At 58.1% G+C, this 15,977-nt stretch carries 9 protein-coding genes and 5 pseudogenes; 7 read left to right on the forward strand and 7 right to left on the reverse strand.

Going from position 1 to position 15,977, the window contains the following annotated elements; all coding sequences use genetic code 11:
* Nucleotides 1-92 precede the first annotated feature (92 nt).
* On the forward strand, nucleotides 93-1,970 hold the full coding sequence (locus NJU76_RS19900; protein WP_254533538.1) for a polysaccharide deacetylase family protein: 1,878 nt from the start codon (nucleotides 93-95) through the stop codon (nucleotides 1,968-1,970).
* A 160-nt stretch (nucleotides 1,971-2,130) separates the two neighbouring features.
* Nucleotides 2,131-2,226: pseudogene (locus NJU76_RS19905) on the forward strand (IS1595 family transposase); the annotation flags it as partial.
* Nucleotides 2,227-2,339: 113 nt separating this feature from the next.
* Here NJU76_RS19905 and NJU76_RS19910 read toward each other — a convergent pair.
* Nucleotides 2,340-2,859 (reverse strand): annotated as a pseudogene (locus NJU76_RS19910) (winged helix-turn-helix domain-containing protein); the annotation flags it as partial.
* A gap of 44 nt (nucleotides 2,860-2,903) precedes the next feature.
* On the opposite strand from NJU76_RS19910, the pseudogene NJU76_RS19915 reads away from it, so the two are divergent.
* Nucleotides 2,904-3,071: pseudogene (locus NJU76_RS19915) on the forward strand (IS1595 family transposase); the annotation flags it as partial.
* A 258-nt stretch (nucleotides 3,072-3,329) separates the two neighbouring features.
* Here NJU76_RS19915 and NJU76_RS19920 read toward each other — a convergent pair.
* Nucleotides 3,330-4,850, reverse strand: coding sequence for an aldehyde dehydrogenase family protein (locus NJU76_RS19920; RefSeq protein WP_254533539.1), 1,521 nt, complete (start codon nucleotides 4,848-4,850; stop codon nucleotides 3,330-3,332).
* Between the two features lie 295 nt (nucleotides 4,851-5,145).
* Here NJU76_RS19920 and NJU76_RS19925 point away from each other — a divergent pair, with 295 nt between their 5' ends.
* Complete coding sequence (locus tag NJU76_RS19925; protein WP_254528552.1) at nucleotides 5,146-5,967, forward strand: IS5 family transposase; 822 nt, start codon at nucleotides 5,146-5,148, stop codon at nucleotides 5,965-5,967.
* 413 nt (nucleotides 5,968-6,380) lie between these two features.
* On the opposite strand, the pseudogene NJU76_RS19930 reads toward NJU76_RS19925, so the two are convergent.
* The 3 genes and pseudogenes from NJU76_RS19930 to NJU76_RS19940 all read right to left on the reverse strand — a co-directional run bounded on the left by NJU76_RS19930 (nucleotide 6,381) and on the right by NJU76_RS19940 (nucleotide 10,028).
* Nucleotides 6,381-7,483 (reverse strand): annotated as a pseudogene (locus tag NJU76_RS19930) (IS630 family transposase).
* Nucleotides 7,484-7,672: 189 nt separating this feature from the next.
* On the reverse strand, nucleotides 7,673-8,167 hold the full coding sequence (locus NJU76_RS19935; protein ID WP_254533540.1) for an Lrp/AsnC family transcriptional regulator: 495 nt from the start codon (nucleotides 8,165-8,167) through the stop codon (nucleotides 7,673-7,675).
* Nucleotides 8,168-9,020: 853 nt separating this feature from the next.
* Nucleotides 9,021-10,028, reverse strand: coding sequence for an ornithine cyclodeaminase family protein (locus NJU76_RS19940; protein ID WP_254533541.1), 1,008 nt, complete (start codon nucleotides 10,026-10,028; stop codon nucleotides 9,021-9,023).
* 217 nt (nucleotides 10,029-10,245) lie between these two features.
* Between NJU76_RS19940 and NJU76_RS19945 the strand changes: the two genes are divergently transcribed.
* Complete coding sequence (locus NJU76_RS19945; protein WP_254533542.1) at nucleotides 10,246-11,571, forward strand: aminotransferase family protein; 1,326 nt, start codon at nucleotides 10,246-10,248, stop codon at nucleotides 11,569-11,571.
* A 91-nt stretch (nucleotides 11,572-11,662) separates the two neighbouring features.
* Here the strand turns inward: NJU76_RS19945 and NJU76_RS19950 are convergent.
* Nucleotides 11,663-11,878: pseudogene (locus NJU76_RS19950) on the reverse strand (IS1595 family transposase); the annotation flags it as partial.
* Nucleotides 11,879-12,000: 122 nt separating this feature from the next.
* On the opposite strand from NJU76_RS19950, the gene NJU76_RS19955 reads away from it, so the two are divergent.
* Nucleotides 12,001-13,131 (forward strand): NAD(P)/FAD-dependent oxidoreductase, encoded by a 1,131-nt coding sequence (locus NJU76_RS19955; protein ID WP_254533543.1) that lies wholly within the window; start codon nucleotides 12,001-12,003, stop codon nucleotides 13,129-13,131.
* Nucleotides 13,132-13,366: 235 nt separating this feature from the next.
* Here NJU76_RS19955 and NJU76_RS19960 read toward each other — a convergent pair whose 3' ends face one another.
* A complete protein-coding gene (locus tag NJU76_RS19960) occupies nucleotides 13,367-13,996 on the reverse strand; it encodes a type 1 glutamine amidotransferase (RefSeq protein ID WP_254533544.1) in 630 nt (209 codons plus the stop codon).
* Between the two features lie 159 nt (nucleotides 13,997-14,155).
* Here NJU76_RS19960 and NJU76_RS19965 point away from each other — a divergent pair, with 159 nt between their 5' ends.
* On the forward strand, nucleotides 14,156-15,463 hold the full coding sequence (locus NJU76_RS19965; RefSeq protein ID WP_254533545.1) for a glutamine synthetase family protein: 1,308 nt from the start codon (nucleotides 14,156-14,158) through the stop codon (nucleotides 15,461-15,463).
* The last annotated feature ends 514 nt before the right edge of the window (nucleotides 15,464-15,977 follow it).

Here is a 15,977-nt window from a genome sequence, read left to right on the forward strand (position 1 = left end):
AAAATCTCTAACTTCGATTTGCTGGGTCAGCAAATCAGCGGTCCCGTTTACGTAATCAGAGAGACAATGTAACGACGAGTAACCTATCTACAATGACTCATGAACGCGACGCAAACGAGGGTTCGTCTCGACGGCGAATGCTCGCCGCACTCGGTGCTGCATCGACTACTCTCGCTGGCTGTATGGACGTCCTGTCGGACGACGGCAACGGAATCGGTAGGGGCGAAATGGTGACCGGCCCCACGAACTGGCCCGCTATCGATAGGGGGCAGGTAGTCTCCGACTTGGAGGATCTCGACGAGTGGTCTGTCCGAACTGGTAAACTCTCGGCCGATTCCGACGAGGCGCGACTCGGATCGCAAGCGGCGGTCCTCGAGAGCAACGAGGCGACGGCCCGCATGGAGCTTCGGTTCGACGACGGAATCGATTTCGAAGACTGGGATACCTCGCTGGCGGTCAAACCGGAATCCGCCGATCGAATCATCGTCGAGTTTCTCGCCCCGACACAGAGCAAGCGTCTCACCAGTATCCGAATCGTCCCGGACGGGTACGACGGCTGGTTCCGAATGGACTGTGGCTACCAGCAGAAGCCACAGGGCGATCCGGATCTGTCGAACGTCACCGGTCTCAATATCATCGCGGACGGACCGGACGATGGACCGACCAGGTTGCTGGTCGACGACCTTCGCCGAACCAAATCAGCCAGCAATGGTGCCGTAATCCTCGCGTTCTACGGCGGCCACAGTTCGCACTACGACATCGCGGCCGGGATGCTCGCAGAGCGCGACTGGACCGCGGCGGTTCCAGTCAGCCCCGAGCGAATTGGGAGCACCGGTCGGATGGGGGTCACCGAATTACGCGACCTTCGAGACCGCGGCTGGGACGTCTGTTCGCTCCCGCAGGTGTCGGCCCCGCTGCCAGAACAGTCCGAGGACCAACAGCGACAGATTCTCAAAACTGCTCGTGATACGCTCGCGAACAACGGCTTCGAAAACGGCGCACGACACCTGTTCGTTCCCGAGGACCGGATGGACGCAACGACTTACAGCGTCGTCAGAGATATCCACGAGTCGACGTTCCTGTCCAACGCCGGAACGACGAGTGTACCGCCAACCGAGATGCATATGATTCCGTTCATCTGGGGTCCCGCACTTCACACCGGTGTTCGCCGACACACGAACCTCTCCGATCAGTACAACCACCTCACCGTAGTGCGTGTTCCACGAATCGTCGACGAAGAGGACGTGGATATCAACGAAAATAGAATGTCACTGGACGACTTCGGACTCCTCCTCGATCACATCGAGCACCGCGGACTCGACGTCATCACCCCCTCAGATCTTGTCGACAAAACGTTCGAGCGTGCAGACGGCGGTGACGAAACCGAGAACAGAGAGAAACCAAGCGGAACCATTCTCGAGGCAGGCCAGTCCCACACGTTCGAGGGATCCGGATCGGGCATTTCCCCTCAGTTTGACCTCAATGAAGGGATCCTCGTCGCGAACGTTTCCCACGAGGGCGAGGAGATCACCGTCGACGTGACGAAATCCGGCGGCACTGGACGCAACGAGAATCTGCTGACCACATCCGGGAATACCACCGGCAAGTCGATCATGGCCGTCGACGGCGATACCTACAAACTCGAGATCGATGCCGACAGCACATGGTCAGTTGAACTCTCACAGCCGTCGGTCGATGCCGACGAACTTGAGAATCTCCCCGTGCAGGCGTCCGGGACGGGATCGGGCGTCGTTGGGCCGCTGTGGACGAATGGCCGCACCAGAGTCGTCGCGACACACGAGGGGGACGGCGCGTTCATCGTCGACGGCTACGGTGCGGGCGGCAGTCGAGAGATACTCGTCTATCGGACCGGCGAGTTCGACAACTCGCGGTCGTACAAGGCTGGCGGTACCGTCTGGCTCAACGTCGAAGCCGACGGCGACTGGACGCTCAAGGTCATGGACTCGTAGCGACACCGTTTGGTGTCGTTTTGATAACCCGAACGTGACTCCATGAGAATTCCGGCAACCCTCTTCAGAAGCAGATTGCTGGTCGGGTAACGCTATCGCTGGGAAATCGTAGTGGGCACGAGTGACGCGTTCAGGCCACCCGATATGTTCTCATTTGCATTCCGGCACGATCTTCGCGCGCGAGAAAATCGGTCTCGACAACCTCTTGTTCGCGTTCTACTCGTTCCGTCGGTTCAACACGAATATTCGCCGGCTATAGTAGGGATTAGAAATAGTTGCCCACTTTTGAACCGAGAGTTGGTCAAGAGCATTGTCAATCGCTGTTGGAAGTTCGGCAAGTGACTCAACTTGGACGGATTTCTTGGTTTAATCGATACAGACTCCTGTGACGTCCATCTCCCGCCGCTTTTTTGATCTCGTCGCCAAACATCTTTTGCTCGTCAGCGTCAGACTCGGCGTCTGTACGGCGTGGTTTCTGGTAGCTCAATCCCGCCTCCTTGAGCAACCGCCGGCAACTCGGAAGTGAGTACTCGATATCGTCGGTTTTGTCAAGGTACTGTTGGATGAGCGCCGGCGCGTTAACCCAACTTCTTCAGGTGAGTCGTGGACAGTCTCGTCAAACTCTTGTTGCTCTGTTTCTTTGAGCTTTCGCTTTCTTCCAGATCAATGAGCATCAGTAACAGCCTGCTCAAGCGACTCGACATTGACGAGTCGCTCGAGCAAGCTTAGATTGTGCGTCGGTGCACACCATGCCACTCAGCGAGTTTAGTCTGCGTGACGCCGTTCTTGTACGCTATTGCTGCAGCAGCCGTTGTATCGGCTCCTTTCCCTCTACGTTATCGAGGGCATCTTGCAATTCCTCGACAGCGATCTTGTCGAGATGATCCACTGTATTCAGTAACATATTCTGAGTAAAAATATCTAACGGGTACTATAGATGCTGAACTCGACGTTTCCTACCGAACGCTTCACCGGTGCATCGAACAGTTCGCCAGAACGCTTGAAGCGCTACCTCTCACTCTCAATGGCCCAGTTGAGAGTGACAAGGTCCACGTCTCTGCTGGGCTAAAAGGCCGCGAGCGCGACGGTTGGTCACGCTCGCACGTCACCATCCGCTCCCGTTCCTAAGACTCGTCAAATTCCGCCGCATAGCTCTTGCTGAGCAGGTCTGCGAGCGTTGTTCCAACCCATCTTCACGACCTGCTCACTTCTCAAACTGGCCTAACTAGGCGGTGACAGGAGCTAATATGTATCTTGAATTAGTAAGCAATCCATCACCGACTAAATATGCTACTTGATACGAAGGGGTACCTCTTCACAGCCGTCATTGATCGGCGTCTCAGTAAGGATGAATGTCAATCAGAGTTTAGGGTCATCGATCTGGATGTTAATCGTCTTCGTTTGCTGATACTCCTTGAGCGTCTCTTTTGCACATTCTCGCCCGATACCGGACCGTTTGTATCCACCGAACGGTGTCCCTGGAACCAGACGTCCGTATTGGTTTACCCAAACCGTGCCAGCTCGGATGTCGTCTGCAGCACGGTGGGCAATTGAGAGGTTCGTCGTTGCCACCCCCGCGGCCAAACCGAAGTCGACATCGTTTGCGATGGTGATCGCTTCATCATAGTCGGAAAACGTGAGCACGGACGCCACTGGTCCGAAGATTTCCTCCTGTGCGATCCGCATGTCGTTTGTGACATTGTCGAAGATGGTTGGTTCTATGTACCAGCCGGCATGTTCATAATCGAGTGAATCGGTACAACCGCCACGGACCATTGTAGCACCCTCGCGCCGGCCGAGTTTGACGTACTCTTTAACCTTCTCGAATTGTTGCTTCGACACAAGCGGTCCGGTCGTAGTTTCCTCTCGAAGCGGATCACCGACAATCCGCGCAGCGGCTTCGGCTTCGAAAAATTCCATGAATTCGTCGTGGACGTCTTCGTGGATCAGCGTTCGAGAGAAAGCCTCGCATGACTGACCTGTGTTATAGAAAACTCCTTCGGCAGCGATTGAAGCCGCCTTTTCTAGGTCCGCGTCCGGGAAGACGACGAATGGCGATTTCCCCCCGAGTTCGAGCGTCACAGGGGTAATTCCCTCGGCGGCAGCTTTCATCACTGTTTCACCGGTCATGTCTTCGCCGGTAAACGAGATTTTGGAAACGTCCTCGTGACGCGTCAGCGGAGCGCCGACCTCATCACCGAACCCGTGGACGACATTGAGCGCGCCGGCCGGGAGAATATCCTCAGAGAGTTGAGCGACTCGCGTCGCCGAAAGCGGTGTCTGCTCTGCGGGTTTCAATACGACGGTGTTCCCCGCCGCAAGCGCCGGGCCGAGCTTCCACGCCGCCAGTATGAGGGGATAGTTCCAGGGAACGATGAGGCCGGCGACACCGTATGGCTCACGTTTCGTGAACGCGTGGACATCGTCGGCGACCGGGATCTGGTTACCTTGTTCGCCCCGGACGACGTGTGCGTAGTACTCGATGTAATCGAGCGCCTTGCCCACTTCGTACTTCGCGTTCGCAATCGGTTTGCCTGCGTCGAGACTCTCGAGCAAAGCAAGTTCTTTGCTGTTCGCCCGGAGGACCGACGTCCATTCGAGGATGGCATCTGATCGCTCGTCTTCTGACATCGATCCCCACACGCCGTCAAATGCCGCCTCAGCAGCATCAACGGCCGCGTTGACGTCGTCCGCATCACAGCGCGGGACGGCTGTAATTGGTTCGTCAACTGTAGGAGTTCGCGTCTCGAAGCGTCGGCCGGTATCAGACGTAGTGGACACCCCATCGATCCAGGCATTGAACTGAACATCCGCTGTTGCCTCAGAGATTGCCCGTTCATGATTCCGACGCAGCGTGTCGCTGAAGCCGTTGTTCGTCATTGGTAGTTAGAGACCGACGTAGGAGTCGATACACGCCCGGTCAGATCGAGTTTCTGTCGAATGGTTCGACATTCTCTTCTTGCTTGGTACATGAGTCAACTATGGTAGACATGAGTTATAAATTCTTCCAAGATACGAACGTTTCGACAGGGAAGGATCGCCAAGAGGATACCAGTGAAGGCGTCAGCAATTTAGCTGTAATTGAGGGCGCTAAGCCCCCTTCTGCTCTGTAGGATCGCTAGACGGCGTCGCCTCAATCTCGTTATCTTCGTAGAAAGCGAAGAGACGGATTACTTTGGTATCCGAATTCCGTCTCCTCACCCGAGAAATCGTTGCGAAAGCTAAAAACGTTGTCGAGAATCCGGACGAACCCGCCGACCCCGTAGGGGGTGGCGGGTTCGCCGAATGGGCGATGCTCACGTTGCAAGCACTGCGGATCGAACTCGGGAAATCCTACCGCCAGACAATCGATCTGTTGAGCGAAATGCCCGGCATTCTCGACGAAATCGGCCTCACGCGGCTTCCGCATTTTACCGTCCTGCGTGACTGGTTTGAGACTATCTCGATGGAGACCTATCGTGCGTTTCTCGGCGAATCAGCCGAGAAACGCACTGGCCATGCCGCGATCGACTCGACTGGTTTCGACCGCGACCAGCCCTCGCGGTACTACGCGACGCGAAAACACTACCGCGTTCGCTCGCTCAAAGTCACTGCCCTCGTGGACGTGAAAACGCTGTACGTCTACGATGTTCACTGTACGACCACGAAAAAACATGATGCGAAGATTGGTCCGCAGGTCGCTCGGCGAAACGCCGAGGACCTGCGGTCATTGGCCGCTGACCGTGCTTACGATGGAAAGCCATTCCGAGACGATCTTCATCTTGATCGCATCCGACCGTTGATCAAACACCGGATCTACTCCTCGCTCGACCGGGCACACAACGCCCGGATGAGCAGCTGCTGGTACAATCGCCGCTGGATGGTTGAGACTGTCTTTTCGTCGATCAAGCGCACGCTCGGCTCCGCCGTGCGTGCGCGAAGCTGGCACCTCGAATTCCGCGAGATGGTGCTCAAATGTGCCGTCTACAATCTTCGTCGAACAGTTAGATATCCGTAGAATCAACCGCAGTGTATCGGTTTTCGACCGGCGGTGGCATTAGTGAAAACGCCGAAATCAAGCTTCGTCTAGCGATCCTACGAAGCACCCCCTTCTGCTCACGGCGACGCCGTTCGCATGGTCAGCGGGACCGACGGTCCCGCGCTATCCTCAGCGAGCGCCGAAGGCGCGAGCAGAGAGGGGAGACAGCGCCTGCACGTCTTGGTTTCGTGTGAATCGGCACCCTTCCTCCCCCGTCGGTCGAAGGTGAGAATAAGATGCTCACCACGTTTCCGGCGGTGTTCACACGTGACAACAAGCGTGCATCGTCGGTTGTGGCCGAGTGTCGATTCGGGAGGAGCGGGACACTCCGAACCGCCCGTAACGGGAAGCCGCCTGCGGAGTCTGGAACCGTCCGCAGAACGCCGTAATGATCAAGATAACTTTTGCAAATATGGACTGAGGAATTGATCGATCCAGGACTTGGCAAATCCGAGTCGGTCGGTAAGGGTGTCGAAGAGACGGCGAGCGAGAGTTCGGAACGCGCTCTCGCTCGCCACCACGATTGGCGAGGCAGTGCGTTTGAGGACTTTCCAGACCTGTTCAATCGGGTTGAGATGCGGTGAGCCGACCGGAAGAAAGACGAGATCAATACCGAGTTGATGTGCGCGTTTGCGCGTGTGTTCACAGATGTGAGACGAGAAGTTATCCAAGACGAGCAGAATCCGCGTTCCCGGATTCTGCTCGCGGACTTGCTCCAAGAGCGCACAGATGTTCTCTTTCGATTGATCTTCAGGGAACGTCAGGACACTTTTGCCGTTGAGCGTATAGCATCCGACCGCTGGTTCGTCAAGCTTCACCAGCGGTCGTTCCAGTGTCGGATCATCAACGTACCACAGTCGATGCGAATTGTCGTATGGTTGTGGATGCGAAGCATCACAAAAACCGACGACAGTTCCCCCATCCGTGCAAATATCGTCGTCGAGGACCCATCCTTCGTCCTCATCATCAGGACGCTTGTTATGTGCCGTCTCTGTCTCCTCGTCGAACGCGTCTGCGACGCGTTCTTCGAGGATTTCATCTGCGTTTTTGGCCGAGAGGGGCGCTTTGGACGTGGTTTAGCGTAGGACAGTCCGAGATTCCGGAGGAATCGACCGAGATAATCCGGATGGTACTCTACACCGAACTCTTCGTCCAAGAGCTGATGAACTTCCTGTGCTTTCCAGGGTTGCCCCTCCCGGAGAAGTTCTAAAAGACGCTCTTGTTCCTCGTCACCGAGCTTCGGGGGCCTTCCGCCCCCGAAGTTCGGTGTCAACTGACCAAGTCCGCCATCGTTCCATCGACGCGCCCAGCGACTTCCAGTCGACGCAGATTTGCCAACGTCGTCGGCTGCTTCCTCGTACGTTGCTCCCTTGTAGAGACGTTTGGCAAAGGTGAGTCGCTTGATGATCTTTGGATCGTCTGCTTCGTTCAGCAGACGATCCAATTCCTGCTCACTTAGATGACGAACAAGATCGCCTCGCCGGTCTCCTCCCATTACTCGCCCGTCTCAGTCTATGCCCATAACTTCCGTCACTCATTATGGCGTTCTGCCGGGCCGCACGAGACGCGGAGCGTCTTGTGGACGCTGTGGGATCTGTTCCTGCACGTTCCGACACAGAAACAGGACGCTCCGTCCGCAACAAGCGAGGGCCGAGGAGACCCGAGCGCGGTAGGGCGGAGTAGTTCACTCCTGAAGCGGTTTCAGGTTGTCAAATAGCAGCTCGATATCAAAGTCGTTGAGCGGACGGTTCTCGTCTTTGATGGTCTTGATAGCGAATTTGGAACTCGTCCGATTTATCTCCTCAATTGATTCAAATTGTTCGACGATATGTTCCACCATATTTCGGTTCGCCAGTCGTGAGATGACCACGAAGTCCGTCTCGCCCATCGTAAAGTAGACTTGATTAACACCGTTAACTTCGCTCAACTTCTCTCCGACTTTGTTGTGGTATCCCTTGTTGTAGTCTGCCCAAACCTCCGTAATAACTATAATATTCAACCCGAGTTTCTCGAGGTTCAAATCGAACAGGTCGTTACTGATTACGTCCTTCTCCTGCAGGTTATCTAGCCGATAATGGACGGTCGATTTCGGGATGTTGGTTTCTTCAGAAATTTTTTCGGCGCTGCCCGTTCCGATTTTCGCAATCGCGTTCAGAATCCGGATATCTTTTTTGTCCATAGATGTTGGCCCGTGCTATCGGTTACGCGGAATGTTGTATCGCATCTACTTTATTGTATTGTTACAAGCAAGAATGCTAAGTCAACTACCCCGCCCTACTCGCGCTGATGCGCTCGTCGAGGACGGGGCTTGCGTGTGTCTTCTCGGCATGGGACTCATGCCGACGAAAGACGCTTGTAGCGCACAGCCAGACGCCAGAGGCAATTTAATTAGACGTGACCTCTACTCTACGCCCGTTCGGTCACGAGCGACGGAGAGGCACAGGGCGTCACGTTCGTTTCGTCGGTCCGTCTTTCGGGGTCGGTTGACCGCGACCCGTCCATGTCGAGAAACGCACCGTGGCTCCGTTGGCACGCCAACCCTCGCGGACTGTCTGTGGCCCGTCATGGACAGTTACTCCAACGATGCGGCCAGTCTTAACAATTTGCGTGCGCTCCTCCCTTTCCTCAAGGAACGAGCGAAGCGAGTGAGTAGGAAAGGGACTCCGCTTAACCGGTCAGCGTGTTGAAGTGAAATGTTTTAGCATCCCGCTCATTTAACCGAAATGATATCGCTCGTCGGACAAATAACCTGGCAGTTGGACGCTGAAACCTATTTTTACACCCATAGGGATGTAAAAACAGCGGTGTTCACTTTAGACTGAATACAAACCGATGAGACATATATCTATCGGACTCAATCCAGTTATATATGATATATTTGGATAAAGTCGATGGGTATCGTCAGACGGACGATCACGAATCAGACGGCCGTAAACTGGCGCTGAACGATACTTCGCGTGAGTCCTGTCGGCCACAAACTGGTATCGAACGCGGCCGAAACGTGACAAGAACAGAGCGATACTGAACTAGTTCTACGATTCGGCGTGCGATTCTGCGACGTCAAGAAGGTTGAGCGGTGTTCCGTTCCCGTTTTCAATCGCTGACTGATATGCGATGCGTGCGGTCGCGACGTCCTGGATCGCGAGGCCGGTACTGTCGAAGACCGTGATATCGTCGTCGCTTGTGCGCCCTACTTTTGTTCCGACAACGATCTCGCCGAGATCGGCGTAAATATCCTCGTCAGAAAGCGTGCCTACCGAGTAGGGAACGTTTATTTCGCCAGAATGGGTCGTCTGGGCGTGGTCATCAATTACGAGTGTCGCCTCAAGGAGCACATCGTCAGTGAGTTCCTGTTTTCCCGCAGCGTCAGCACCCATCGCATTGATGTGCGTGTGGTCGCCGACATCGTCTAATTCGACGATTGGGTCTCTGACGGGCGTTACCGTCGATAAGATATCGCAGGACGCGGCGTCGCTCACGTCGCCCTCGCGGACGGCGAACTGGTCGTCGAAGTGGTCAACGAACTCTCGGACCCGACTCTCGTCGAGATCGCTGACAACAATCTCTTGGATCGGCCGGACCTCGGCGATCGCCTCAACTTGCGTGTACGACTGGATGCCGGCACCGACGATACCAAGGCTCGTTGCGTCTTCGACAGCGAGTTCGTCGGTCGCGACCGCCGCCGCAGCACCGGTCCGTTTCATCGTCAGTTCGGTCCCATCCATGATGGCGAGGGGGAGGGCCGTCTCCGGGTCGGAATAGATCATCGTCCCCATCACCGTCGGGAGGTCGTGCTTTTCGCCGTTGTCGGGATGAACGTTAACCCACTTGATGCCCGCAGCGTCCCAGTCGCCAGTGTCCAAGTAAGCGGGCATAGCGCGGAAGTCGCCGTTGTAACGCTCGAGATCTACGTACGACTTCGGCGGCATCTGGGCTGTCCCTCGCTCGTACGCGGCGAAGGCCTCTCGGACGGCACGAACTACGTCGGCCATTTGTGCGTTCTCACGGACATCCTCACTGGAAAGCAGGCGTACAGACATACACCAAGACATATCATATACCGTTATAGTACGATTCATACCGGCAATATAGTCTCATGTCCAATAAATATACATAATATCGTATTCAGTCCAATAATGGAGAAATTGGTGGTGACTACTAGATGCGCCGACGCGCCACCGGCCGGATGGAACCGATATCCCTCTGTCTGGAGCGCCGATAATAATATATATCATCTACTGCAATGGGTTAGTTAGAATGAAATCCAACAATCTCGCTATTAAATCGGATGAGAATTCAAGAAACATCTCGCACTGGCACGATCCGGAACGTGACGGCGTCCCTGTAACCGAGGGGACCGGAGCGATGGTGACCGACGCCGGCGGCGATTCCTACCTCGATTTCGTTGCGTCGCTATACTGCGTCAACGCCGGTCATGACAACGAACGGATCATCGAGGCGATCACCGATCAACTCGAACGGATTCCCTACGTCTCCTCGGCGAAAGAAAACGACACGCGGACGAGACTGGCAAATGAATTGGCCGACGTGGCCCCGGAGCCGCTCACGGACGTGACGTTCTCCGTGTCGGGGAGCGAAGCAAACGAATTGGCGATCCAGATCGCCCGCGAAACTCAGGACGCGCCGAAGGTGCTGACTCGATGGCAGTCCTACCACGGCAGCACGTACGGCGCAGCCAACCTGACCGGCGATCCGACCACGCGAAACGCGGTCCAGGCCCACGCGGCGACGACGGGGGGCGGCAAGTTTCTGCCCCCGATACCCGAGGCATTCGACGCCGAAGGGCGCGAACTCGCCGACAAAGCCGCCGATCACCTCGAGTTCGTCGTCAGAAACGAAGGGGCGGAATCGATCGCAGCGATCGTCATGGAACCCGTCGCCGGGTCGAGCGGTGGCTATCCGGCACCGCCGGGATACTTCGAGCGGGTTCGGGAGATCTGCGACGAGTACGAGATTCTCCTCATCGCCGACGAGGTGATCACCGGGTTCGGTCGCTGCGGGGAGATGTTCGGCATGCAAACCGAGGGCGTCGATCCCGATATGATCACGTTCGCGAAGGGCGTCACCGGATCGTACGTGCCGCTGGGCGGTGTCGTCATGCGCGAGGAAATCGCGGACGCCGTGCGAGACGGCGGGACGACGGTCGGCCAGACGTTCGCCGGCCACCCAGTGGCCTGCGCCGCGGGATACGCCGCGATTCAGGAGTACCAGAACGGGCTCATCGACAACGCCCGATCGCTGGCGCCCGTTCTCCAGGACGAACTCGCTTCGCTGCAGGCGAACCACGACGTCATCGCCGACGTTCGCGGCCGCGGCCTTCTGTGGGGAATCGTCGTCAAGGATCCGGAGACCGGCAAACCGTTCACGAACTCCTGGGTCGACGACGAGGAGGAAAATCCCGTCGCCGACGTCGCCGACGCCGCGCGGGAGATGGGACTCCTGATCGCCGTCGGCCGGCCGGATTACCAGCTCCTCCTCTCCCCGCCGCTTTGCATCGACGAATCCGACGTCGCCGACGCAATCGAGATCCTCGACGACGCGTTCGCGACCGTCTTCGAGTAACCTCTTGTAGCGTATATTGCCGGCGAGTTAGAGCGCAGTTTCGAGCGCTTCCTCTCCTGGCTTCCGGAAGGCTTCACGGCGAAGCTGGATTTTTGAGTGCAACCGAGGAGTGCTCGAAAAACGTGCCAGTCTGATCGTCGAACGAGCGATCGCAACCCGTACACAGATGCCGCCGGAACACCCGATAGCTGCCGTTTCGAATCTGTGATTCAGTACGGCGGCGCAGGCGAAAGACGCCGTCGCGCCAGCGAACCTGTGCCGGCAGGTTCGCAGCCCGACGCTCCGAGTCGAACGTCTCGATAGGCACCGTGATTCGTCGGGTGGCATGTTCGTGCCATCTTAGCACGCTGTGACTTCCAGCTACTGCTGAGAACCGATCGACAATCCGCCGCACGTAGTTATTTTGCTAACAAGCCCCAATCGATGGATATGACTTACGATACGGTCATCGTCGGGTCGGGTATTGCTGGCCTCTCGGCGGCGTATAGGCTCGCTCCGGATCACGACGTATTGGTCGTCGACCGCGCCGGCATCGGCGAGGGGACATCGAGTCGCGCATCCGGCGTCCTGACGGCACCGGTCGACTACCCCGACCAGCCGGAGTGGGCAGCACACGCAACCGAGTTCTTCCGCGACCTCGACGGAACGGGGACCTTCGATTGGATCGACCGTGAGTACGTCCGCGGGGTTCGACCGGACGACCGCGACAACGCGGAAGAGAGTGCAGCGGTTGATGGGATCGAAATCGTCGATGTCGAAGAGTGTGGTGACGTGTTCGACGACAACGCCCCCTACGACCGTGCTCTGGTCTGGGAAGACTGTGGCTACTGTGACGTGGACGACTTGCTGGCGACGCTGTACAGCGAGGCGAGCCGACGGGGCGTCGAGTTCCGCCCGGACACCACTGTCACTTCGGTACGCGTTACGGACGGAGCTGCGACGGCTGTCAAGACGGAGTACGGCACCGTCGAGGCCGACACCGTCGTCGTGGCGGTAGGGTCGACAACTCGGAACTTGCTTGCGGACGTGCTAGAACTGCCAATACGGACGTTCACATGGAACGTCGCATACCTGGACGCGGATCTCGATGACGGGTACCCGATGGGGGGCGACCCAAACTACGGAGCATACTGGCGGGGGACCGACGACGAACAGCTGCTCGTCGGCGTCGAACACTGTTATGAGTCTGAACCTCCGAGCGAGGAGGAGGCGTTCGGCGACCGGCTCGACGCGTTCATCAGAGATGAACTGGGCGGGTTGCTCGCCGCTGTCGACGCCGAAACAGACGTGGTCCGCTACGAAGTATGTCCGATGGCCGACGCGACGACCCCCGACGCCAAAGGTATTATCGACGCGCCGAAGGAGGGTCCCGACGACCTCGTGGTTGCGGCCGGATTCCACGGCGCCGGAGTGATGGCAGCGGGTAGCATTGGAACGGCGATCCGGTCGCTGGCGACCGTCGAAGAGGCCCCCTTTGATCTCGAACCGTTTAGACTCGACCGCTTCGACGTCCGCGGGACCGACTTCGAGTTTGCCTCGATGTTCGCGACGGAGAACTGAGACACGATGGCTAAATGGTCTGCGCACCGTTTGAACACGTTGTGGCCGAGACTGGGCTCGACGATATGAGAGGCGCAGTTGCAAACCTGGGACGTTCAATGGGTACGCTAATCACTCTGACATCGCGTCGTCACACGGACGTCCGTGACACTGGTTGAAGGTCCGTTCCGGGTCGTTCAGTACCGGCAATTTCCGACCGAATCGGTGTCGTCGTTCCCCTCGAACAACGAGAGTCCTACTGCGGACAGCACGCCTCGAAGTTCTCGAGCACGGCCGTCGCGTTGCACTCGTCGAACGAGTGCTCCCCGTCGGACCAGTCGCTGGGCTCGTCTCGCACACGCTCGGTGAACTCGGGGTGAAACTGCACCGTCCAGATCGGCGCCTCGGCGTGGCGCGTACAAAAGTACTCGTTGTACTCGGTCTCCGCGATGACCTCCATCCCGGAGCCGGGTTCGATGACGAGATCGGAGTGCAGGACGGGCACGATCGGTTCGACCCCCTCGAGAACGGGATCCGACGATTCGACGGTCGTCATCTCGACGAACGTGGATCGGCGCCGGTCCTCGACGACCTCGCCGCCGAGCGCGGCGTTGATCAATTGGTGACCGAAGCAGACGCCAAGCAGCGGCAGACCCCGATCGCGACACGTCCGAACCAGGTCCATCTGCGTTTCGAACCAGGGATACCCCTCCTCGTAGACGCTCGCTGTGCTCCCACTGATGACGACCCCATCGTACTCCTCGAGCGGTGGATGATCGCGATCCTCCGCGTACACGTGATAGTCGCTTTCGGGGGTGAGGCGTTCGATCTCTGGACCGAGATAGCGATACTCCGGTCTGACTTCGTCGTCGAGGACTAGTATCATCAGTATCCGGTATTGAGTGGAGAACAATAAATTATAGTACCTCTACCGCAATCCCCATTCAGACAGTGTCACACCTTCCATGAAACCATCTACCACACACCGATCGATCCGTGAGGGACCGAACCGCGGGGGACAGATCCGCGAGGAGGCGATGCTCGAATGAGCGACGCGACCGACCATATGGTCGAGATGATCGAGGACCCGGCGATCGACCACGTCTTCATCGAGTTCGCCGACGTCAACGGGATTTCCCGGTCGAAGCAACTCACCGCCGACACCTTCCTGGAAAAGTGGGCGGACGGATTCACGATGAACCTCGTGCTGTTGGCTCAGACGGCGCGCAATCACGTCCCGGAGGGGTCTGGACTCGGCGCCGAGATCGGACACGGTGACGGGATCGTCCACCCGATCCCGGGGACGGCAACACGGCTGCCTTGGCGCGAGAACGCCGTCCGGGTCCTGTGTACGTTCACCCATGAGGGCGAGCGGCTGGCGAGCTCGCCGCGGGCCGCCCTGGAGTCGGTGCTCGCGGCCAACGACTTCGGGTTCGACTTCTACGCCGGAAGCGAACTCGAGTTCTACCTTCTCGAGGAGGGCCCCGGGGACGAGTACGTCCCCGCGACCGGCGGCAATCATGAGTGTGTCTCCTGGGCGACCGAGGAAGTCGCCGACTTCTACGACCGGCTCGTCGAGTGGGCCGGCGACTACGGAATCGAACTCACCGCGCTCCACCACGAACACGGAGCCGGCCAACTCGAAGTGCTGTTCGACTACGGCCGACCGCTCGAACAGGCGGACACAACCTTCGACTTCAAGCGGCTCGTCAAGCAGGTCGGCCGGAGCTTCGATCAGTGGCCGACGTTCATGGCCAAGCCCTTCGCTGACCGACCGGGCAGTGGCTATCACCTCCATGTAAGCGCGTTCGACGACGGGGAGAACGTCTTCGAGGCCGACAAGAGCGGAACGCTCTCCCAGCGGGGCCAGCACTTCGTCGGCGGCCTGATGGAACACGCCGACGCGCTGGCCGCGCTCGGCACACCGAACATCAACGGATTCAAGCGGTTCGAGCCGAGTTCGTTCGTCCCCTACACCGCCTCGTGGGGGTACGACAACCGGATGACCGCGGTTCGCGTCCCGTTAGGGGATGCCCGTCTGGAGACGCGGATCGCCAGTGCCGACGCCAACCCCTATCTGGTCATCGCCGGGACGATCGCCGCGGGCCTCGACGGGCTCCGGCGCGAACTGGAGCCGCAGGCGCCGACCGAAGGTGACCCGACCGGTGACCGCCCTACACTCCCGCGCTCGCCCGAACTCGCTCTGCGAGCGCTTGAAACGGACGACACGCTCGTCGACCTCCTCGGCGAGGACGTCGTGCGCATGTTCGCAGCCTCGAAGCGGCGTGAGCTGCAGGCGTTCCGGGACCACATCACCGACTGGGAACGCGACCAGTATGTAAAGACGGTCTAAGAGTTCGCCTCGGAAGCGCGGTCACAGAGAGTTGCGGCAGTCGCACTTGGGTGAACTACCCTGCCCTACCGCGCTCGGGCTTACCCAGCCCTCGCTTGTTACGGACAGGACTTCCTGCTTCGGTGTCGGAACGTGCAGGGAACGTCCCCACAGCGGTTCCAGACTCCACAGGCGGCTTCCCTTGACAGGTGGTTCGGAGTGTCCCACTCCTACCGGTTCGACACTCGGCCACAACCGACGATGCACGCTTGTTGTCACGTGTGAACACCGCCGGAAACGTGGTGAGCATCTTATTCTCACCTTCGACCGAAGGGATAATAAGGGTGCCGATTCACACGAAACCAAGACGTGCAGGCGCTGTCTCCCCTCTCTGCTCGCGCCTTCGGCGCTCGCTGAGGATAGCGCGGGACCGTCGGTCCCGCTGACCATGCGAACGGCGTTGCCGTGAGCAGAAGGGGGCTTAGCGCCCTCAATTACAGCCAAAAGCGTCTGAAGTGGGAGAAGTGCTCGTTGA

It is taken from the genome of Natrinema gelatinilyticum (genome assembly GCF_024266705.1).
GTDB lineage: Archaea > Halobacteriota > Halobacteria > Halobacteriales > Natrialbaceae > Natrinema > Natrinema gelatinilyticum.

What these genes read in the sequence shown, in the direction of transcription:
- NJU76_RS19960 (WP_254533544.1), bottom strand. Translation starts at nt 13,996, where the DNA reads ATGATACTAGTCCTCGACGACGAAGTCAGACCGGAGTATCGCTATCTC.
- NJU76_RS19940 (WP_254533541.1), bottom strand. Translation starts at nt 10,028, where the DNA reads ATGTCTGTACGCCTGCTTTCCAGTGAGGATGTCCGTGAGAACGCACAA.
- NJU76_RS19945 (WP_254533542.1), top strand. Translation starts at nt 10,246, where the DNA reads ATGAAATCCAACAATCTCGCTATTAAATCGGATGAGAATTCAAGAAAC.
- NJU76_RS19935 (WP_254533540.1), bottom strand. Translation starts at nt 8,167, where the DNA reads ATGGACAAAAAAGATATCCGGATTCTGAACGCGATTGCGAAAATCGGA.
- NJU76_RS19965 (WP_254533545.1), top strand. Translation starts at nt 14,156, where the DNA reads ATGAGCGACGCGACCGACCATATGGTCGAGATGATCGAGGACCCGGCG.
- NJU76_RS19955 (WP_254533543.1), top strand. Translation starts at nt 12,001, where the DNA reads ATGACTTACGATACGGTCATCGTCGGGTCGGGTATTGCTGGCCTCTCG.
- NJU76_RS19920 (WP_254533539.1), bottom strand. Translation starts at nt 4,850, where the DNA reads ATGACGAACAACGGCTTCAGCGACACGCTGCGTCGGAATCATGAACGG.
- NJU76_RS19900 (WP_254533538.1), top strand. Translation starts at nt 93, where the DNA reads ATGACTCATGAACGCGACGCAAACGAGGGTTCGTCTCGACGGCGAATG.